Below are 18,713 nucleotides of genomic sequence, written 5' to 3' on the forward strand. Positions count from 1 at the left end.
ATGTGGGTCTACATCCTCAAACGCCTGCTGCTGATGATCCCCACCCTACTGGGGGTGCTGCTGCTGACCTTCGTGGTCATCCAGTTCGTGCCGGGCGGGCCGGTGGAGCAGTACCTGGCCGAGGCGCGCGCGGCTGGTGGCGCGGCCGGGGCCGAGGGCGGGGCGGTGTACCGGGGGGCGCAGGGCGTGGACCCCAAGCGCATCGAGCAGATCAAGGCGCTCTACGGCTTCGACAAGCCGGCGCACGAGCGCTTCTTCCAGATGCTGGGCCAGTTCGCCCGCTTTGACCTGGGCACCAGCTTCTTCCAGAACAAGCCGGTGGCCGACCTCATCATCGAGAAGCTGCCGGTGTCCATCACGCTGGGTCTGTGGACCTTCCTCATCAGCTACGGCGTGGCGGTGCCGCTGGGCGTGGCCAAGGCGGTGCGGGCCGGCACCCGGTTCGATCTGGTCACCACGCTGATCATCCTGGTCGGCTATGCCATCCCCGGTTTCGTGCTGGGCGTGGCGCTGCTGGTGATCTTTGGCGGGCAATTGCAGTGGTTTCCGCTGCGCGGGCTGACCTCGTCCCACTGGGAGGAGCTGTCCTGGGGGGCGCGCATCGTCGATTACCTCTGGCACATCACCCTGCCGGTGACCGCCATGGTGCTGGGCAGCTTTGCGGTGACCGCCATGCTGACCAAGAACGCCTTCCTGGAAGAGATCCGCAAGCAGTACGTCATGACCGCCCGGGCCAAGGGCCTGAGCGAGCGGCAGGTGCTGTGGAAGCATGTGTTCCGCAACGCGCTCATTCCCATCGTCACGGGTTTTCCGGCCGCCTTCATCGGTGCCTTCTTTGCCGGCTCGCTGCTGATCGAAACCCTGTTCTCGCTCGACGGCCTGGGCCTGCTGAGCTATGAGAGCGTGATCCGGCGCGACTACCCGGTGGTGCTGGGCACGCTGTTCCTGTTCACGCTGATCGGCCTGGTGACCAAGCTGATCTCCGACCTCTGTTATGTCTGGGTCGATCCCCGGGTGAAGTTCGACTGATGACCGACGCCGCCACCCCCCGTCCTGTCGCCCTGAGCCCGGGCCGCCGCGCCTGGCAGCGCTTCTGCCGCAACCGCCTGGGCTACTGGAGCCTGATCGGCTTTTGTGTGCTGGTGCTGCTGAGCCTGGCGGCCGAGCTGGTGTCCAACGACCGGCCGCTGGTGGTGCGCTACCAGGGTCAGTGGTACTTCCCCATCGTGCAGGACCATGCCGAAACGGTGTTCGGTGGCGACTTCGATACGCCCACCGATTACCTGGACCCGTTCATCAAGGCGCAGATCACCCAGGGCGACAACTGGGCCCTCTACGCCCCCAACCCCTACGGCCCCAGGACCATCAACTACTTTGCCGAGCTGCCCAACCCGTCGCCCCCGTCGGCGGCCAACTGGCTGGGCACCGATGACCGGGGCCGCGACCTGCTGGCCCAGCTGATCTACGGCTTTCGCGTGAGCGTGCTGTTTGCCCTGGCACTGACCGTCATCGGCGTGCTGCTGGGCGTGCTCACCGGCGCCATCCAGGGCTTCTTCGGCGGCCGCACCGACCTGGCCTTCCAGCGCTTCATCGAGATCTGGGGCTCCATGCCCGAGCTCTACCTGCTGATCATCTTCTCGGCGGTGTTCGCACCCAGCGTGGGCCTGCTGCTGGTGCTGCTCAGCCTGTTCGGCTGGATGGGGCTGTCGGACTATGTGCGGGCCGAGTTCCTGCGCAACCGCCAGCTCGACTATGTGCGGGCCGCCCGGGCCATGGGCCTGAGCAATGCCCAGATCATCTGGCGCCATGTGCTGCCCAACAGCCTGACGCCGGTGGTGACCTTCCTGCCGTTCCGCATGAGCGCCGCCATCCTGGCGCTGACCTCGCTGGACTTCCTGGGGCTGGGGGTGCCGCCGGGCACGCCGTCGCTGGGCGAGCTGCTGAGCCAGGGCAAGAACAACATCGATGCCTGGTGGATCTCGATGTCCACCTTCGGCGTGCTGGTGATCACCCTGCTGCTGCTGACCTTCATGGGCGACGCGCTGCGCGACGCCCTCGACCCCCGCAAGGCCGACGCATGAGCCACGCCACGATCCCCTTGCTCGACGTGCGTGGCCTGCAGGTGGCCTTTGCCGGGCGCACCGTGGTGCACGGCATCGACTTCTCCATTGCGCCGGGCGAGAAGCTGGCCCTGGTGGGCGAGTCGGGCTCGGGCAAGACGGTGTCGGCCCTGTCGCTGCTGAAGCTGGTCAACAACGCCGAGGTGCGCGGCCAGGCTCTGCTGGGCGGGCGCGACCTGCTGGCCTTGTCCGAACGCGAACTGCGCGGCGTGCGCGGCGACGAGGTGGCGGTCATCTTCCAGGAGCCCATGACGGCGCTCAACCCGCTCTACACCGTGGGCCAGCAGATTGCCGAGGTGCTGCAGCTCAAGAAGGGGCTGACTGCCGCCCAGGCCCAGGCCGGCACGGTGGAGCTGCTGGCGTCCACCGGCATTCCCGAGCCGCAGCGCCGCGCTGGCGCCTACCCGCACCAGCTCAGCGGCGGCCAGCGCCAGCGCGCCATGATCGCCATGGCGCTGGCCAGCTCACCGAAGCTGCTGCTGGCCGACGAACCCACCACCGCGCTGGACGTGAGCCTGCGCGGCCAGATGCTCGACCTGCTGTCCGACCTGCAGCGCCAGCACGGCATGGCGGTGCTGCTGATCACCCACGACCTGAACCTGGTGCGCCGCTTCGCCGACCGGGTGGCGGTGATGGAGCGGGGTCATCTGGTGGAGCAGGGCAGTGTGGCCGACGTGTTTGCGCAGCCCGCCCATGCCTACACCCGCATGCTGCTGGCCAGCAAGCCCCAGCGGGACGTGGGGGAGGCGCCGCCCGAGGGACCGGCGCTGCTGGCTGCCCAGGGCCTGGAAGTGGCCTACCCGGTGCCGCTGCCGGGCTTGCGGGGCTGGTTCCGCAAGGGCCGCTTCGTGGCGGTCCAGGGCGCTGATTTCCGGCTGGGCCGGGGGCGCACGCTGGGCGTGATCGGCGAATCCGGATCCGGCAAGTCCACCCTGGCGCTGGCCGCGCTGGGCCTGGTGCCGCACGCCGGCGACCTGCAGGTGGCCGGCACCCGCTGGCAGGACTGCCGGGGTCTGCCGGCGCAGCGCGCGGTGCGCCGGCGGGTGCAGGTGGTGTTCCAGGACCCGTTCTCGTCCCTGTCGCCGCGCATGACGGTGGAGCAGATCGTGGGCGAGGGCCTGACCATCCACCACCCGGACCTGTCGCCGCACGAGCGCCGCGCCCGCGTGGTGGCCGCCCTGGCCGACGTGGGGCTGGTGGACGATCCGCAGCGGGGTGGCGACTGGCTGCAGCGTTACCCGCACGAATTCTCCGGCGGCCAGCGCCAGCGCCTGGCCATTGCGCGCGCCCTGGTGGTGGAGCCCGAGCTGCTGGTGCTGGACGAGCCCACCAGCGCGCTGGATGTGACGGTGCAGAAACAGGTGCTGGGCCTGCTGCAGCGGCTGCAGCGCGAACGCGGCCTGGCCTACCTGCTGATCACGCACGACGTGGACGTGATCGCTGCCATGGCCCACGACGTGATCGTCATGAAGGACGGTCAGGTGGTCGAATCGGGGCCGGTGGCGCAGGTGCTGAGCGCCCCGGTGCATCCTTACACCCGGCTGCTGGTCCAGGCGGCCGCCTGACACGACATGAACGCTTCCACCGAGCCTGTATCCCTCTCGTCTCCCTGGCGCTGGCTGCGCCTGGGCTGGGCCGACCTGTGCCGCAACCCGGTGCCCGGGCTGGTGCACGGCCTGCTGGTCACCGCCTTCGGCGGGCTGCTCCTGCTGCTGGCCCGCGACCGTTTCTGGCTGCTGGCCGGGGCGTTTTCCGGCTTCCTCATCGTGGCGCCCATCGTCGCCACCGGCCTGTACGCGGTCAGCCGGGCGCTGCAGGAGGGCCGGCAGATCGGCATGCCCGAGGTGATGGCACTGTGGCGCTCGCGCGAGGCGCGGCTGGTGCGGTTCGGCCTGCTGCTGGGCCTGGCCGGCACGGGCTGGGTGCTGACCTCGGCCGGGCTGATCACCCTGGCGTCGCCCACGCCGATCGAAAAGCCGCTGGATTTCCTGCGCTTCGTGGTGCTGGCGCCCGAGCTCGGCCTGTTCGAGCTCTGGCTGCTGCAGGGGGCCTTGCTGGCCACCCCGGTGTACGCCTCCACCGTGGTGGCGCTGCCCATGCTGGTGGACCGCCCGGTGCCGGTGCACCAGGCGGTGATGGCCAGCTGGCGGGCGGTGGCGGCGCACCCGGCGCCCATGGTGCTGTGGGCGCTGCTGATCGCCGTGCTGGTGGGGCTGGGCATGGTGCTGGCCCTGGCCGGGCTGGTGGTGGTCATCCCCTGGATCGCCCATGCCAGCTGGCATGCCTACCGCGACCTGGCGGCGCACTGACATGGAAGGCACGCTCTGGGGCTTCACCGAGGGTCAGATCGCCCAGTTCGGGCTGACGTTCGGGGTGGGCGCCTTCATCCTGTACATGCTGTTCATCGTGTTCAACCTGGCCCGGGAGTCCAAGGCGGGCCGCTTCGGCACCTTCGTGCTGTTCATGGTGCTGTCCTTCGGCATGCTGGGTTTTCTGGCCAAGAACCTGATCCAGTGGATTCTGGGCATCTGAGGGGGCGTGGCGGGTTGCATCCGGGGTGTCGTGCGCGTTACAATCCCGGCTTCACGACCAAATGGGCGGGTTACTACCGGCCCATTTTTTTTGGCTGATCGGCTTTGGGTGCTTCTCTGTACGGGACCCGGGGCCTCGGCCCCGACACACGCATACATGGCCTGGCAAGACACCGTCGCGCAAACCGTCACCGGACTGGGTTTTGACCTGGTCGACCTTGAACGGTCGGCCGGCGGGCTGCTGCGCGTCACCATCGACTGGCCCTGGACGCCGCCCGCCGAAGGCCAGGCCCGGCCGGCCGAGCGCTTCGTGACCGTGGAAGACTGCGAGACCATCACCCGCCAGCTGCAGTACCTGCTGGAGGTGGAAGGTCTGGACTACCGCCGCCTGGAAGTCGGGTCGCCCGGCATCGACCGGCCGCTGCGGCACGAGATCGATTTCGTCCGCTTCCAGGGCGAGGTGATCGACATCACGCTCAAGGCCCCGCTGGGGGCCAATGGCGGCGCCGTCTCGGCCAGCCGCAAGAAGTTTCGCGGCACGCTGGAGCGTGCGGCCGACGGTGTGCAGTGGCAGATCGTCTGGAGCGACGAGCCCGAACCCAAGCCGGGCCAGCGCGTGAGCAAGAAGCGGCAGGCCGCGCCGCTGCAGGCACTGACGTTCTCGCTGGACGAACTGCAGCAGGCGCGACTGGCGCCGATCGTGAATTTCAAGGGCCGCAAGGCCCCGGGAGGGTCGGCAGCCGATGCCGGCTGATCCCCGACCGATGACAGAACAGACAAGCAATGCGAAAGGTGGGCGAGTGAAATGAACCGCGAAATGTTGATGCTGATCGATGCGATCTCGCGTGAGAAGAACGTCGAGCGCGATATCGTCATGGGTGCTGTGGAACAGGCCCTGGCCTCGGCCACCAAGAAGCTCTACAAGGGCGAGGTCGACATCCGGGTGGCCATGGACCCCGACACCGGCGCCTACGAGACCTTCCGCCGCTGGCTGGTCGTGCCCGATTCGGCCGGCCTGCAGAACCCCGATGCCGAAGAGCTGCTGTCCGATGCCCGCGAGGAGATCGCCGACATCGAGGAAGGCGACTACATCGAGAAGCCGGTGGAGAGCGTGCCGATCGGCCGCATCGGCGCCATGGCCGCCAAGCAGGTCATCCTGCAGAAGATCCGCGACGCCGAGCGCGAGATGCTGCTCAACGACTTCATGTCGCGCGGCGACAAGATCTTCGTGGGCACGGTCAAGCGCATGGACAAGGGCGACCTGATCGTCGAGAGCGGTCGCGTCGAGGGCCGTCTGCGCCGCGGCGAGATGATCCCGAAGGAAAACTTCCGCACCGGCGACCGTGTGCGCGCCATGATCATGGAAGTGGACCTGACCCTGCGCGGCGCCCCCATCCTGCTGTCGCGTTCCGCCCCCGAGTTCATGATCGAGCTGTTCCGCCAGGAAGTGCCCGAGATCGAGCAGGGCCTGCTGGAGATCAAGAAGTGCGCCCGTGACCCGGGTTCGCGCGCCAAGATCGCGGTGCAGAGCAACGACCGCCGCATCGACCCCATCGGCACCTGCGTGGGCGTGCGTGGCTCCCGCGTGAACGCCGTGACCAACGAGCTCGCCGGCGAGCGCGTGGACATCGTGCTCTGGTCCGACGACCCGGCCCAGTTCGTCATCGGCGCCCTGGCCCCGGCCAACGTGGTGTCCATCGTGGTGGACGAAGAGCGCCACGCCATGGACGTGGTGGTGGACGAGGAAAACCTGGCGATCGCCATCGGCCGTGGCGGCCAGAACGTGCGCCTGGCCTCCGACCTGACCGGCTGGCGCATCAACATCATGACCGCCGACGAGTCGGCCCAGAAACAGGCCGAAGAGGCCGACGGCATCCGCAAGGTCTTCATGGCCAAGCTCGACGTGGACCAGGAAATCGCCGACATCCTGATCGAGGAAGGCTTCACCAGCCTCGAAGAGGTGGCCTACGTGCCGCTGCAGGAAATGCTGGAGATCGAGGCCTTCGACGAAGAGACCGTCAACGAGCTGCGCACCCGTGCCAAGGATGCCCTGCTGACCATGGAGATCGCCCGCGAGGAGAGCGTGGAGGAGGTGTCGCAGAACCTGCGTGACCTCACCGGCATCACCCCAGAGCAGATCGCCAAGCTGGCCGAGGCCGGCATCCACACCCGCGACGAGCTGGCCGATCTGGCCACCGACGAGCTCACCGACATCACCGGCCAGACGCCGGAAGAGGCCACTGCCCTGATCATGCAGGCGCGCGCGCACTGGTTCGCCGGTGACGAAGCGTCCTCGGCATCCTGAGCAGCGGAGGCCCACGGAGCAAAGAACCCATGACAAGTACCACCGTCGCCGAGCTGGCTGCCGAACTGAACAAACCGACCACCCTGCTGCTGGAGCAACTCTCCGCAGCCGGCGTGCCCAAATCCGCCGGATCGGACCCCGTGACCGAGTCCGACAAGCAGATGCTGCTCAACCACCTCAAGGCCGCGCATGGCACGGCCGGTGGCGAGCGCAAGAAGATCACCCTGGTCAAGAAGTCCACCTCCGAGATCAAGCAGGCCGACGCCACCGGGCGTGCCCGCACCATCCAGGTGGAAGTGCGCAAGAAGCGCACCTTCATCAAGCGCGATGACGAAGTGGCCGTGCCCGAGGCGCAGGCAGCTGCCGAGCCGCAGGCCCCGGCCGCTCCCGTGATCGATCACGAGGAACTGGCCCGCCGCGAGGAAGAAGCCCGCCGTCGGGCCGAGCTGATCCGTCGCCAGGAAGAAGAACTGGCCGCCAAGCGCCAGCAGCGCGAAGCCGAAGAAGCCCGCGCTGCCGAGGCCGCCCGCCAGGAAGCCGAAGCGGCCGCCGCTGCCGAGGCCGAGCGCGCCCGCCAGGCCGCCGAGAAGCCGGCTGCCGTGGCCGCCCCGGCCCCCGCGCCCGCGGTGGACACCAAGGCTGCCGATGCCAAGGCCGAAGCCGCCCGTGCCGAAGCTGCCCGCGCCGCCGAGGCCAAGAAGGCCGAGGACCAGCGCGCCCAGGAGCTGATGGAGCGCCGCCGCAAGGCCGAGGCCGAAGCCGCCAGCATCCGCGCCATGATGGCCACCCCGGCCAAGACCCTGGTGGCCAAGAAGCCCGAGCCGGCACCCGATGCCAAGGCCGGCCTCAAGGGCACCCTGCACAAGCCCGCCGGCACGCCTGCCAAGGCGCCTGCCGGTGCCGCGGCACCCGCTGCCGGCGTGGCCGGCAAGAAAGAGGTCAAGTCGGAGAACCTGTCTTCCACCTGGAAGGACGACGCGGCCAAGAAGAAGGAAATCAAGACCCGTGGCGACACCACGGCCGGGCGCTCCAACTGGCGCGGCGGTCCCAAGGGCCGTCGAAACGACCGCGACTCGCGCGACGGTGGCCAGGGCAGCTTCCAGGCACCGACCGAGTTCAAGGTCATCGAGGTGCATGTGCCCGAGACCATCACGGTGGCGGAACTGGCCCACAAGATGAGCCTGAAGTCGTCCGAGGTCATCAAGCAGCTGATGAAGCTGGGCCAGATGGTCACCATCAACCAGCCCCTGGACCAGGACACCGCCATGATCGTGGTGGAGGAACTGGGCCACAAGGCGGTGGTGGCCGCGCTGGACGATCCGGAAGCCTTCACCGACGAGGAAGCCGCAAGCCAGTCGGCCGAAGCCCTGCCGCGGGCACCGGTGGTGACCGTGATGGGCCACGTCGACCACGGCAAGACCTCGCTGCTGGACTACATCCGCCGCAGCAAGGTGGCGGCGGGCGAAGCCGGCGGCATCACCCAGCACATCGGTGCCTACCACGTGGACACGCCGCGCGGCATGGTCACCTTCCTGGACACCCCGGGCCACGAGGCGTTCACCGCCATGCGGGCGCGCGGTGCACAGGCCACCGACATCGTCATCCTGGTCTGTGCGGCCGATGACGGCGTCATGCCGCAGACCAAGGAAGCCGTGAAGCACGCCAAGGCGGCCGGTGTTCCCATCGTCGTGGCCATGACCAAGGCCGACAAGCCGGAAGCCAACATCGAGCGCGTCAAGTCCGAACTGGTCGGCGAAGAGGTGGTGCCGGAAGAATTCGGTGGCGACTCCCCCTTCGTGGCGGTGTCGGCCAAGACCGGCCTGGGCATCGACGCGCTGCTGGAGCAGGTGCTGCTGCAGGCCGAGGTGCTGGAGCTCAAGGCTCCGGTGGACGCCATGGCCAAGGGCCTGGTGATCGAAGCCCGCCTGGACAAGGGCCGTGGCGCCGTGGCCACCGTGCTGGTGCAGTCGGGCACGCTCAAGGTGGGCGACGTGGTGCTGGCGGGTCAGACCTCCGGCCGCGTGCGCGCCATGCTGGACGAGAACGGCAAGCCGGCCAAGGAAGCCGGTCCGTCGATCCCGGTGGAGATCCAGGGTCTGTCGGAAGTGCCGCAGGCCGGCGACGAGTTCATGGTCATGGCCGACGAGCGCCGTGCCCGCGAGATCGCCACGTACCGCGCGGGCAAGTTCCGCAACACCAAGCTGGCCAAGCAGCAGGCGGCCAAGCTGGAGAACATGTTTGCCGACATGACCGCCGGCGAGGTCAAGACGCTGCCCATCATCCTCAAGGCCGATGTGCAGGGTTCGCAGGAAGCCCTGGCGGCCTCGCTGCTCAAGCTCTCGACCGACGAGGTCAAGGTGCAGCTGGTGTACGCCGGCGTGGGCGGCATCAGCGAATCCGACATCAACCTGGCCATTGCGGCCGGTGCCATCGTGATCGGCTTCAACGTGCGCGCCGATGCCGGTGCCCGCAAGCTGGCCGAGGGCAACGAGATCGACCTGCGCTACTACAACATCATCTACGACGCGGTGGACGAGCTCAAGGCCGCCATGTCGGGCATGCTGGCTCCCGAGAAGCGCGAGGAAGTCATCGGCACGGCCGAGATCCGCACCGTGTTCGTGGCCTCCAAGATCGGCACCGTGGCCGGCTGCATGGTCACCAACGGCATGGTCACGCGTTCGGCGCATTTCCGCCTGCTGCGCGACAACGTGGTGGTCTACACCGGCGAGCTGGAGTCGCTCAAGCGCCTCAAGGACGACGTGCGCGAGGTCAAGGAAGGCTTCGAGTGCGGTATCAAGCTGCGCAACTACAACGACATCAAAGAGGGCGACCAGCTCGAGTTCTTTGAAGTCAAGGAAGTGGCGCGCACGCTGTAAGGCCTGGTCATGCCCCGCAAAGCGTCTTCCGTCCCCAACCGCGGCTTCCGCGTGGCCGACCAGATCCAGCGCGATCTGGCCGAGCTGATCGCGCGCGAGCTCAAGGACCCGCGCGTGGGCATGGTCACGATCAATGCGGTCGAGGTCACGCCCGACTACGCCCACGCCAAGGTGTTCTTCAGCCTGCTCACCGGCGAGCCCGAAGAGACCCTGGCCGGCCTGAACGCGGCGGCCGGGTTCCTGCGCAACGGGCTGTTCAAGCGCCTGCACATCCACACCGTGCCCACGCTGCACTTCGTGTTCGACCGCACCACCGAGCGCGCGGCCGACATGAACGCCTTGATCTCCAAGGCCGTTGCATCGCGTTCCAAGAACGAGGAATGACCATGCAGCGCCAGAGCACACGGGTGCAGCGGCGCCCTGTGCATGGGGTGCTGTTGCTCGACAAACCGCTGGGACTCTCCAGCAACCAGGCCTTGCAGAAGGCCAAGTGGTTGCTGCGGGCCGAGAAGGCGGGCCACACCGGCACGCTCGATCCGCTGGCCAGCGGCGTGCTGCCCTTGTGCTTTGGCGCCGCCACCAAGTTCAGCCAGCTGCACCTGGACGCCGACAAGACCTACGAGACGGTGGTGCGCCTGGGCGTGACCACCACCACCGCCGACGCCGAGGGCGATGTGCTCGACACCCGGCCGGTGACCTGCACGGCAGGCCAGGTGGTCGAGGTGCTGGACCGCTTCATGGGCCCGATCGAGCAGGTGCCGCCCATGCACAGCGCCCTCAAGAAGGATGGCAAGCCGCTGTACGAATACGCCCGGGACGGCGAAACCGTGGAGCGCGAGCCGCGCCGGGTGGTGATCCACGACATCGAGCTGCTGGACCTGCAGCTGGGTGGCGATGCTCCCAGCCTGCGCCTGCGGGTGTGCTGCAGCAAGGGCACCTACATCCGCACCCTGGGGGAAGACATCGGCGCGGCCCTGGGCTGTGGCGGCCACCTGAGCCTGCTGCGGCGCCTGGCCACCGGCCCGTTCACCGACGCCCAGTGCACCACCCTGGCCGAGCTGGAGGCCTTGCCCGAGGCCGCGCGCCTGCAGCGGCTGCTGCCGGTGCAGAGCCTGCTGCCGGGTCATGCCCGCGTCACCCTCGGGCCGGAGGATGCTGGCCGGTTCCTCAGCGGCGTGCGCCGCCGTGGCGACTGGCCCGATCACACCCAGGTGGCCGTCTACGGCCCGCCATCCGCCGATGGCAGCGAAGTGCTGCTGGGCAGTGCCCACGTGGCCGGCGGAGAACTCATACCGGGGCGCTTGCTGAGCCCCATCGAAATCCAGCAGATCCAGGAAACCTCACCGGAACCCACACCATGAGCAAGCAAATTCGCAACATCGCCATCATTGCCCACGTCGACCACGGCAAGACCACCATGGTCGACCAGCTGCTGCGGCAGTCCGGCACCTTCGCCGAGCACGAGAAGGTGGTCGACACCGTGATGGACAACAACGCCATCGAACGCGAGCGCGGCATCACCATCCTGGCCAAGAACTGCGCGGTGAGCTGGCAGGGCACCCACATCAACATCGTCGACACCCCGGGCCACGCGGACTTCGGCGGCGAGGTGGAGCGTGCGCTGTCCATGGTGGACGGCGTGGTGCTGCTGATCGATGCCCAGGAAGGCCCGATGCCGCAGACCCGTTTCGTGACCAAGAAGGCCCTGGCCCTGGGCCTGAAGCCCATCGTGGTGGTCAACAAGGTCGACAAGCCCGGTGCCAACCCGACCAAGGTGATCAACGAGGCCTTCGACCTGTTCGCCAACCTGGGCGCCAGCGACGAGCAGCTCGAATTCCCGGTGGTCTATGCCTCGGGCATCAATGGCTGGACCTCGCTGGAAGAGGGCGCGCCGGGCGAGCAGTGGGGCCCGGACATGTCGGCCCTGTTCGACACCGTGCTCAAGCACGTGCCCTCGCAGAAGGGTGACCCGACCGCGCCGCTGCAGCTGCAGATCTCCGCGCTCGACTTCTCCACCTTCGTGGGCCGCATCGGCGTGGGCCGCATCAGCCAGGGCACCATCAAGCCCGGCATGGACGTGCTGGTGATGGAAGGTCCGGACGGCAAGTCGCTCAAGGGGCGCATCAACCAGGTGCTGACCTTCCAGGGCCTGGACCGTGTGCAGGCCCCCGAGGCCGGCCCGGGCGACATCGTGCTGATCAACGGCATTGCCGACATCGGCATCGGCGTGACCGTGACCGACCCGGCCAACCCCGCGCCCCTGCCCATGCTCAAGGTGGACGAGCCCACCCTGACCATGAACTTCTGCGTCAACACCAGCCCGCTGGCCGGCCGCGAAGGCAAGTACGTCACCAGCCGCCAGATCTGGGACCGCCTGCAGAAGGAACTGCAGTCCAACGTGGCCCTGCGTGTGAAGGAAACCGAGGAGGACGGCGTGTTCGAGGTGTCGGGCCGCGGCGAACTGCACCTGACCATCCTGCTGGAGAACATGCGCCGCGAAGGCTACGAGCTGGCGGTGTCCAAGCCGCGCGTGGTGTTCCGCGAGATCAATGGCGAGAAGTGCGAGCCCATCGAACTGGTGACGGCCGACATCGAGGAGCAGCACCAGGGTGGCGTGATGCAGGCCCTGGGCGAGCGCAAGGGCGAGCTGGTCAACATGATCCCCGACGGCAAGGGCCGCGTGCGCCTGGAATACCGCATTCCGGCCCGGGGCCTGATCGGCTTCACCAACGAATTCCTGAACCTGACCCGTGGTTCGGGCCTGATCAGCAACATCTTCGACAGCTACGAGCCGCACAAGGGCGAAATCGCCAGCCGCAAGAACGGCGTGCTCATCAGCATGGACGACGGCGAGATCTTCACCTACGCCCTGGGCAAGCTGGACGACCGTGGCCGCATGTTCGTGCGCCCGAACGACCCGGTGTACGAGGGCATGATCGTGGGCATCCACAGCCGTGACAACGACCTGGTGGTCAACGCCACCCGCACCAAGCAGCTGACCAACTTCCGTGTGTCCGGCAAGGAAGACGCCATCAAGATCACGCCCCCGATCGAGCTGACGCTGGAGTACGGCGTGGAATTCATCGAGGACGACGAGCTGGTCGAGATCACGCCCAAGAGCGTGCGCCTGCGCAAGCGCTTCCTGAAGGAGCACGAGCGCAAGCGGGCCAGCCGCGAGGCATGAAGCTCACCCACACCCGCGCCGTCCTGCTGATGGTGGTGGTGACCCTGCTGTGGTCCACCGCCGGGGTGGTCTCGCGCCAGCTGGAGTCGGCGGCGCGCTTCGAGGTGACCTTCTGGCGCAGTGCCTTCACCGCGTTGTCGCTGCTGGTGCTGCTGCCGCTGTGGCGGCGCACCGGCGGGGTGCCGGCCGATGCCACGGAGCGTTCGCCGCTGGGGCGGTGGCTGCACCGGCACTGGGGCCTGCTGCCGGAATCGCCCGCGTTCTGGATCAGCGGGGTGTGCTGGAGCGTGATGTTCACCGCCTTCATGCTGGCGCTGACCTTCACCACCGTGGCCAACGTGCTGATCATCATGGCGCTGGGCCCGCTGTTCACGGCGCTGCTCACCCGGGTGGTCATCGGTCAGGCCTTGCCCTGGCGCACCTGGGCCGCCATCGTGGCGGCCGGCGCGGGCATCGTCTACATGTACGGCACGCAGTTCCTGGCGGCCTTCGACGACGCGTCCATCGACACCAGCTCGCTGGTGATCGGTTCGCTGGTGTCGCTGTGCGTGCCGCTGGCCGGGGCCACCAACTGGACCGTGGTGCAGCGCAGCCGCAGCCAGGGTGAATCGATCGACCTGGTGCCGTCGGTGCTGCTGGGGGCGGTCATCTCCAGCCTGTGCACGCTGCCGCTGGCCCTGCCGTTCGAGGCCACGCGGTCCGACATCGCCTGGCTGGGCCTGCTGGGCCTGGCGCAGCTGGCCATTCCCTGCGTGCTGTCGGTGGTGTGTGCCCGGGTGCTCAAGGCGCCCGAGGTGTCGCTGCTGGCGCTGCTGGAAGTGATCTTCGGCATCCTGCTGGCCTGGGTGGGTGCCGGTGAGGCACCGGGCCGACCGGTGCTGCTGGGGGGGACCGTGGTGATCGGTGCCCTGGTCATCAACGAACTGCTGGGCTGGCGGGCGCGTTCTGCCCTGCCGCGTATCCAGTCGCTGGAAGGGCGCTGACCCGACCGGCCTTTTTCACGGAGTCTGCATGTCGAACAACGAGCAATGGGTGGTGGCCGAGGTTCAGGGCCGCGTGGGGTGCATCACCCTGAATCGCCCCAAGGCCCTGAACGCGCTGTCGCTGTCGATGGTGCGCGATCTGGCCGGTGCGCTGCTGGCCTGGCGTGACGACCCGGCCGTGCTGGCCGTGGCCATCCGGGGCACCGGCAAGGAAGGGCCGTTCGGGCAGTTCTGTGCGGGTGGCGACATCCGTTTCTTCCACCAGGCCGCACTCTCGGGCAACCCGGAGCTGGAAGACTTCTTCACCGAGGAATACGCCCTCAACCACCTGATCCACACCTATCCCAAGCCCTACATCGCCTTCATGGACGGCATCTGCATGGGCGGCGGCATGGGCATCAGCCAGGGCGCCAGCCTGCGGGTGGTGACCGAGCGCAGCAAGCTGGCCATGCCCGAGACCCACATCGGCCTGTTTCCGGATGTGGGCGGTGGCTACTTCCTGAGCCGCTGTGCAGGTCGTCTGGGCGAGTACCTGGCGCTGACCGGCCGCATCCTGGCCGGGCAGGAGTCGATGGCCGCCGGCCTGGCTGACGGTTTCATCGAGTCGGGTCGTCTGGCCGGACTGTGGGCCAGCCTGGCCACCACGCCGTTCGAGAACGGCGATGCGGTGGAGCGCTGGGTGGCCAGCCACCTGAGCACCCAGGTGCCGGCCCCGGTGTGGCCGGTGGCCGAGGTGGACCGCGTGTTCGCGCTGGACAGCGCCACGGCCATCGTGCAGGCGCTGGAAGCCCTGGACAGCGACTGGGCCCGCCACACCGCCGACGTGCTGCGCCACCGTTCGCCGCTCATGCTGCATGTGGTGCTGGAGCAGATCCGCCGTGCGCGCGGCATGGGGCTGGCCGATGACCTGCGCATGGAGCGCGACATGGTGCGCCGCTGCTTCCACCTGCGCCCGGGTGCCGCCAGCGAAACCGTGGAAGGCATCCGTGCGCTGGCGGTCGACAAGGATCACGCGCCGAAGTGGAATCCGGCCCGGGTGGAAGACGTGCAGCCGTCCGACGTGGCCGCCTTCTTCGTGTCGCCCTGGCCGGCAGCCGCCCACCCGCTGCGCCACCTGGGCTGAGCCCGGTGCCTGTCCGCCACCTCAGCGGTGGCGGGACTTCATGGCGCGCTCGACCTCGCGCTTGCCTTCGCGTTCCTTGATGGTGTCGCGCTTGTCGTGCTCGGCCTTGCCCTTGGCCAGTGCCACCTCGCACTTCACCTTGCCGGCCTTCCAGTGCAGGTTCAGCGGCACCAGGGTGTGCCCCTTCTGCTCCACCTTGCCGATCAGCCGGCGGATCTGGTCCTTGTGCAGCAGCAGCTTCTTGGTGCGGGCCGAGTCGGCCGACACATGCGTGCTGGCGGTGCGCAGCGGGTTGATCAGGCAGCCGATGAGGAAGAGCTCGCCCTCGCGGATGAGCACATAGCCGTCGGTGAGCTGCACCTTGCCCTCGCGCAGGGCCTTCACCTCCCAGCCCTGCAGCACCATGCCGGCCTCGAAGCGCTCTTCGATGTGGTAGTTGAAGAGCGCCTTCTTGTTGTCGGCAATGCGGGTGTCGGCCGGCTGGCGGGCCGAGCCCTTGGATGCGGCCTGGGTGCCGGCTTTGTGAGAGGCTTGGGACATGGGGATTCAGGTGGGGGCGGAAGGCCGCCAGGGCAAGCCCCCTAAAATTGCGGGTTCCGCCCAGGCACGGCAAGGTTGCCGCGCAGGGCGCCGATTGTATGAAAACCATCCACAAGTCCGTTCTGCTGTGGCACAGCGCGCAGGAAATGTTCGCGCTGGTGACCGATGTGCAGCACTACCCCCAGTTCCTGCCGTGGTGCGCCAGCGGCGAGGTGCTCGAACAGACAGACGACGGCATGGTGGCCCGCGTGGGCATGTCCATCAGCGGCATCCGCCAGAGTTTCACCACCCGCAACCAGCATGTGAGCGATCGCGAAGTGCACATGCAGCTGGTCGACGGCCCGTTCTCACGGCTCGACGGCCGCTGGACCTTCACCCCGCTGGGCGATGGCAGCCAGCGGGCCTGCAAGGTGGAATTCACGCTGACCTACGGCTTCTCCAGCCAGGCCTTGTCGTCGGTGGTCGGGCCGGTGTTCGACCGCATCGCCGGCAACCTGGTCGATGCCTTCGTCAAGCGGGCCGACCAGGTCTACGGCGCAGGCTGACCAACATGGCCTTGCGCATCACGCTCATGCAGGCACCGGCGCCCCGCACGGTGACCGAGATGCACCTGCAGTTGCCAGCAGGTGCCACCGTGGCCGATGCCCTGAGGGCTGCCCGTTGGCTCGACGGCACGGGTGGGCTGCCAGCGGGGCAGTTTGTGGGCATGTGGGGCCGAAAGACCCCGCTGGACCAGCCCTTGCAGGACGGTGACCGGGTGGAGCTGGTGCGCGATCTGCGCGTGGACCCCAAGGTGGCGCGCCGGGAGCGTTTTGCGGGGCAGGGCGCCCGCAGCACGGGTCTGTTCTCGCGTCGGCGCCCGGGCGCCAAGTCGGGTTACTGAGCCGGTTACTGGGCCGGTCTGGGTGCCGGTCCGCACTCGGTGCGGATGGCGTCGGCCACCCGGCGCTGCTCGGTGGCCCGGGCCGCGTCGTCCATGATGGAGCGTTCGCCGCTGGGGCTGGTGGTGGCGATGCGCACGCCCGAATCCAGCGTGGCCTTGGCGCTGCGCGCACGCTCGCAGTTCTCGGCGCGCTGGCGCGCCATGCGCTCTTCCTCGGCCTTCTTCTTGGCGGCTTCGGCGGCCTCGGCCTCGCGCTTGCGGGCTTCCAGCTTGGGATCGACCGCTTCCTTCGGGGCGCCGCCCTGTACGCCCGACACCGGTGCCGAGCCCGGAACGGCGGCAGCCGGCTGAGCGGCCACGGGTGCGGCCGGCGGCGCTGCGCGGGTGGCGGCAGGTCGGGAGAGGATGTTCTTTTCGGGGGTGCCGGGGGGCGGGGCCGTGTCGCTGAAGACCTTGCGGCCGGTGCCATCGATCCACTGCCACTGGGCATGGGCAGCGACCGTGAGGCAGGCGAGCGGCAGGACCAGGAGCAGGCGGGGGAGGGCGGCGGGTGTCTTCATGCGCCAAAGTGTAGCGCCGCCGGGCCGGGCCGGAGGGCGCGGGTACAATCCGTTTTTTGGAGATTGACCCATGCGCCTCCTCGGCAAAGCGCTCACGTTTGACGACGTTCTGCTGGTCCCAGCCTACTCCCAGGTCCTGCCCAAGGACACCTCGCTGGCCACCCGTTTCTCCCGCAACATCACCCTGAACCTGCCCCTGGTGTCCGCCGCCATGGACACCGTGACCGAGGCGCGCCTGGCGATTGCCATCGCCCAGGAAGGCGGCATCGGCATCGTTCACAAGAACCTCACGGCCCAGGAGCAGGCGGCCCAGGTGGCCAAGGTCAAGCGCTACGAATCCGGCGTGCTGCGCGATCCGGTCGTCATTGCGCCGGGCACCACCATCCGCGAGGTCATGAAGCTCTCCGACGAACTGGGGGTTTCGGGCTTCCCGGTGGTCGACGGCGGCAAGGTGGTGGGCATCGTCACCGGCCGCGACCTGCGTTTCGAGACCCGCTACGACCTGCCGGTGCGCGAGATCATGACCCCGCGCGAGCGCCTCATCACCGTGCCCGAAGGCACCACCCCGGCCGAGGCCAAGGCGCTGCTCAACAAGCACAAGCTGGAACGCCTGCTGGTGGTCAACGAGGCCTTCGAGCTCAAGGGCCTGATCACCGTCAAGGACATCACCAAGCAGCTCAACTTCCCGAACGCCGCGCGCGATGCCGCCGGCCGCCTGCGCGTGGGCGCGGCGGTGGGCGTGGGCGAGGGCACCGAAGAGCGCGTGGAAGCGCTGGTCAAGGCCGGTGTGGACGCCATCGTGGTCGACACCGCGCACGGCCACAGCAAGGGCGTGATCGACCGCGTGCGCTGGGTCAAGCAGAACTACCCGCAGATCGACGTGGTGGGCGGCAACATCGCCACCGGCGCGGCGGCACTCGCCCTGGTGGAAGCCGGCGCGGACGCGGTCAAGGTCGGCATCGGCCCGGGCTCCATCTGCACCACCCGCATCGTGGCCGGTGTGGGCGTGCCCCAGATCATGGCCATCGACAACGTGGCCACCGCCCTGCAGGGCACCGGCGTGCCCCTGATCGGCGACGGCGGCATCCGCTACAGCGGCGACATCGCCAAGGCCATTGCGGCCGGCGCCAGCACCGTCATGATGGGCGGCATGTTCGCCGGCACCGAAGAGGCGCCGGGCGAGATCGTGCTGTTCCAGGGCCGCAGCTACAAGAGCTACCGCGGCATGGGCTCCATCGGTGCCATGCAGCAGGGCAGCGCCGACCGCTACTTCCAGGAAAGCAGCACCGGCAACCCCAATGCCGACAAGCTGGTGCCCGAGGGCATCGAAGGCCGCGTGCCCTACAAGGGCTCGGTCGTGTCCATCATCTTCCAGATGGCGGGCGGTCTGCGGGCCTCCATGGGCTACTGCGGCTGCGCCACCATCGAGGACATGCGCAACAAGGCCGAGTTCGTGGAGATCACCTCGGCCGGCATCCGCGAGAGCCATGTGCACGACGTGCAGATCACCAAGGAAGCCCCCAACTACCGCGCGGACTGACCCGTCCCGCTCACCAGGCCGTCCACCGGGACGGCCTTTTTCATTTCTTCGCAGACACCACCGCCCGC

Annotated in this window: 18 protein-coding genes; 16 read left to right on the plus strand and 2 right to left on the minus strand. The window is 68.3% G+C overall.

Annotated elements, in window-relative coordinates; translation table 11 throughout:
* The 13 genes from WD026_RS03835 (at position 1) to WD026_RS03895 (ending at position 15,122) form a co-directional block, all read left to right on the plus strand.
* The gene (locus WD026_RS03835) at positions 1-1,029 is read left to right on the plus strand and encodes a microcin C ABC transporter permease YejB (protein WP_425722321.1); all 1,029 of its coding nucleotides are present in this window, start codon (positions 1-3) and stop codon (positions 1,027-1,029) included.
* Positions 1,029-2,081 carry an ABC transporter permease gene (locus WD026_RS03840; protein WP_425722322.1) on the plus strand — a complete coding sequence of 351 codons (1,053 nt, stop codon included), beginning with the start codon at positions 1,029-1,031 and terminating at the stop codon, positions 2,079-2,081. The genes WD026_RS03835 and WD026_RS03840 overlap by 1 nt, the downstream gene beginning before the upstream one ends.
* Complete coding sequence (locus tag WD026_RS03845; protein ID WP_425722323.1) at positions 2,078-3,685, plus strand: ABC transporter ATP-binding protein; 1,608 nt, start codon at positions 2,078-2,080, stop codon at positions 3,683-3,685. The genes WD026_RS03840 and WD026_RS03845 overlap by 4 nt, the downstream gene beginning before the upstream one ends.
* Positions 3,686-3,691: 6 nt before the next feature.
* On the plus strand, positions 3,692-4,429 hold the full coding sequence (locus WD026_RS03850; protein WP_425722324.1) for a DUF2189 domain-containing protein: 738 nt from the start codon (positions 3,692-3,694) through the stop codon (positions 4,427-4,429).
* A 1-nt stretch (position 4,430) separates the two neighbouring features.
* On the plus strand, positions 4,431-4,652 hold the full coding sequence (locus WD026_RS03855) for a DUF2788 domain-containing protein (RefSeq protein WP_425722325.1): 222 nt from the start codon (positions 4,431-4,433) through the stop codon (positions 4,650-4,652).
* A gap of 156 nt (positions 4,653-4,808) precedes the next feature.
* Positions 4,809-5,405 (plus strand): ribosome maturation factor RimP, encoded by a 597-nt coding sequence (gene rimP / locus WD026_RS03860; protein WP_425722326.1) that lies wholly within the window; start codon positions 4,809-4,811, stop codon positions 5,403-5,405.
* 51 nt (positions 5,406-5,456) lie between these two features.
* Positions 5,457-6,956, plus strand: a complete 1,500-nt coding sequence (gene nusA / locus WD026_RS03865) for a transcription termination factor NusA (RefSeq protein WP_425722327.1) — start codon at positions 5,457-5,459, stop codon at positions 6,954-6,956.
* A gap of 29 nt (positions 6,957-6,985) precedes the next feature.
* Entirely contained in the window at positions 6,986-9,832 is a 2,847-nt protein-coding gene (gene infB / locus WD026_RS03870; RefSeq protein ID WP_425722328.1) for a translation initiation factor IF-2, read from the plus strand.
* A gap of 9 nt (positions 9,833-9,841) precedes the next feature.
* A complete protein-coding gene (gene rbfA, locus WD026_RS03875) occupies positions 9,842-10,216 on the plus strand; it encodes a 30S ribosome-binding factor RbfA (protein WP_086120992.1) in 375 nt (124 codons plus the stop codon).
* 2 nt (positions 10,217-10,218) lie between these two features.
* Positions 10,219-11,193, plus strand: a complete 975-nt coding sequence (truB, locus tag WD026_RS03880; RefSeq protein ID WP_425722329.1) for a tRNA pseudouridine(55) synthase TruB — start codon at positions 10,219-10,221, stop codon at positions 11,191-11,193.
* Positions 11,190-13,016, plus strand: a complete 1,827-nt coding sequence (gene typA, locus WD026_RS03885; RefSeq protein ID WP_425722330.1) for a translational GTPase TypA — start codon at positions 11,190-11,192, stop codon at positions 13,014-13,016. The genes truB and typA overlap by 4 nt, the downstream gene beginning before the upstream one ends.
* The gene (locus WD026_RS03890) at positions 13,013-13,999 is read left to right on the plus strand and encodes a DMT family transporter (RefSeq protein WP_425722331.1); all 987 of its coding nucleotides are present in this window, start codon (positions 13,013-13,015) and stop codon (positions 13,997-13,999) included. Before typA ends, WD026_RS03890 begins: the two co-directional genes overlap by 4 nt.
* Positions 14,000-14,027: 28 nt before the next feature.
* Complete coding sequence (locus tag WD026_RS03895; RefSeq protein ID WP_425722332.1) at positions 14,028-15,122, plus strand: enoyl-CoA hydratase/isomerase family protein; 1,095 nt, start codon at positions 14,028-14,030, stop codon at positions 15,120-15,122.
* Positions 15,123-15,143: 21 nt separating this feature from the next.
* Here WD026_RS03895 and smpB read toward each other — a convergent pair whose 3' ends face one another.
* Positions 15,144-15,662, minus strand: coding sequence for an SsrA-binding protein SmpB (gene smpB / locus WD026_RS03900; RefSeq protein ID WP_425722333.1), 519 nt, complete (start codon positions 15,660-15,662; stop codon positions 15,144-15,146).
* 98 nt (positions 15,663-15,760) lie between these two features.
* On the opposite strand from smpB, the gene WD026_RS03905 reads away from it, so the two are divergent.
* Both WD026_RS03905 and WD026_RS03910 read left to right on the plus strand, forming a co-directional pair.
* Positions 15,761-16,207 carry a type II toxin-antitoxin system RatA family toxin gene (locus WD026_RS03905; protein ID WP_425722334.1) on the plus strand — a complete coding sequence of 149 codons (447 nt, stop codon included), beginning with the start codon at positions 15,761-15,763 and terminating at the stop codon, positions 16,205-16,207.
* Between the two features lie 5 nt (positions 16,208-16,212).
* A complete protein-coding gene (locus WD026_RS03910) occupies positions 16,213-16,545 on the plus strand; it encodes an RnfH family protein (protein ID WP_425722335.1) in 333 nt (110 codons plus the stop codon).
* Between the two features lie 5 nt (positions 16,546-16,550).
* Here the strand turns inward: WD026_RS03910 and WD026_RS03915 are convergent, their stop codons facing one another.
* Positions 16,551-17,105, minus strand: coding sequence for a DUF4124 domain-containing protein (locus tag WD026_RS03915; RefSeq protein WP_425722336.1), 555 nt, complete (start codon positions 17,103-17,105; stop codon positions 16,551-16,553).
* 70 nt (positions 17,106-17,175) lie between these two features.
* Between WD026_RS03915 and guaB the strand changes: the two genes are divergently transcribed.
* Positions 17,176-18,645: an IMP dehydrogenase gene (gene guaB, locus WD026_RS03920; RefSeq protein ID WP_425722337.1), complete on the plus strand. Its 1,470-nt coding sequence runs from the start codon at positions 17,176-17,178 to the stop codon at positions 18,643-18,645.
* Positions 18,646-18,713: the final 68 nt, after the last annotated feature.

This window comes from Hydrogenophaga sp. R2 (assembly GCF_049843595.1).
In the GTDB taxonomy this organism is placed as follows: Bacteria; Pseudomonadota; Gammaproteobacteria; order Burkholderiales; family Burkholderiaceae_C; genus Hydrogenophaga.

What these genes read in the sequence shown, in the direction of transcription:
- guaB (WP_425722337.1), top strand. Translation starts at nt 17,176, where the DNA reads ATGCGCCTCCTCGGCAAAGCGCTCACGTTTGACGACGTTCTGCTGGTC.
- WD026_RS03845 (WP_425722323.1), top strand. Translation starts at nt 2,078, where the DNA reads ATGAGCCACGCCACGATCCCCTTGCTCGACGTGCGTGGCCTGCAGGTG.
- WD026_RS03905 (WP_425722334.1), top strand. Translation starts at nt 15,761, where the DNA reads ATGAAAACCATCCACAAGTCCGTTCTGCTGTGGCACAGCGCGCAGGAA.
- WD026_RS03915 (WP_425722336.1), bottom strand. Translation starts at nt 17,105, where the DNA reads ATGAAGACACCCGCCGCCCTCCCCCGCCTGCTCCTGGTCCTGCCGCTC.
- WD026_RS03835 (WP_425722321.1), top strand. Translation starts at nt 1, where the DNA reads ATGTGGGTCTACATCCTCAAACGCCTGCTGCTGATGATCCCCACCCTA.
- WD026_RS03910 (WP_425722335.1), top strand. Translation starts at nt 16,213, where the DNA reads ATGGCCTTGCGCATCACGCTCATGCAGGCACCGGCGCCCCGCACGGTG.
- WD026_RS03895 (WP_425722332.1), top strand. Translation starts at nt 14,028, where the DNA reads ATGTCGAACAACGAGCAATGGGTGGTGGCCGAGGTTCAGGGCCGCGTG.
- WD026_RS03855 (WP_425722325.1), top strand. Translation starts at nt 4,431, where the DNA reads ATGGAAGGCACGCTCTGGGGCTTCACCGAGGGTCAGATCGCCCAGTTC.
- WD026_RS03840 (WP_425722322.1), top strand. Translation starts at nt 1,029, where the DNA reads ATGACCGACGCCGCCACCCCCCGTCCTGTCGCCCTGAGCCCGGGCCGC.
- nusA (WP_425722327.1), top strand. Translation starts at nt 5,457, where the DNA reads ATGAACCGCGAAATGTTGATGCTGATCGATGCGATCTCGCGTGAGAAG.
- rimP (WP_425722326.1), top strand. Translation starts at nt 4,809, where the DNA reads ATGGCCTGGCAAGACACCGTCGCGCAAACCGTCACCGGACTGGGTTTT.
- WD026_RS03850 (WP_425722324.1), top strand. Translation starts at nt 3,692, where the DNA reads ATGAACGCTTCCACCGAGCCTGTATCCCTCTCGTCTCCCTGGCGCTGG.
- infB (WP_425722328.1), top strand. Translation starts at nt 6,986, where the DNA reads ATGACAAGTACCACCGTCGCCGAGCTGGCTGCCGAACTGAACAAACCG.
- rbfA (WP_086120992.1), top strand. Translation starts at nt 9,842, where the DNA reads ATGCCCCGCAAAGCGTCTTCCGTCCCCAACCGCGGCTTCCGCGTGGCC.
- smpB (WP_425722333.1), bottom strand. Translation starts at nt 15,662, where the DNA reads ATGTCCCAAGCCTCTCACAAAGCCGGCACCCAGGCCGCATCCAAGGGC.
- typA (WP_425722330.1), top strand. Translation starts at nt 11,190, where the DNA reads ATGAGCAAGCAAATTCGCAACATCGCCATCATTGCCCACGTCGACCAC.
- truB (WP_425722329.1), top strand. Translation starts at nt 10,219, where the DNA reads ATGCAGCGCCAGAGCACACGGGTGCAGCGGCGCCCTGTGCATGGGGTG.
- WD026_RS03890 (WP_425722331.1), top strand. Translation starts at nt 13,013, where the DNA reads ATGAAGCTCACCCACACCCGCGCCGTCCTGCTGATGGTGGTGGTGACC.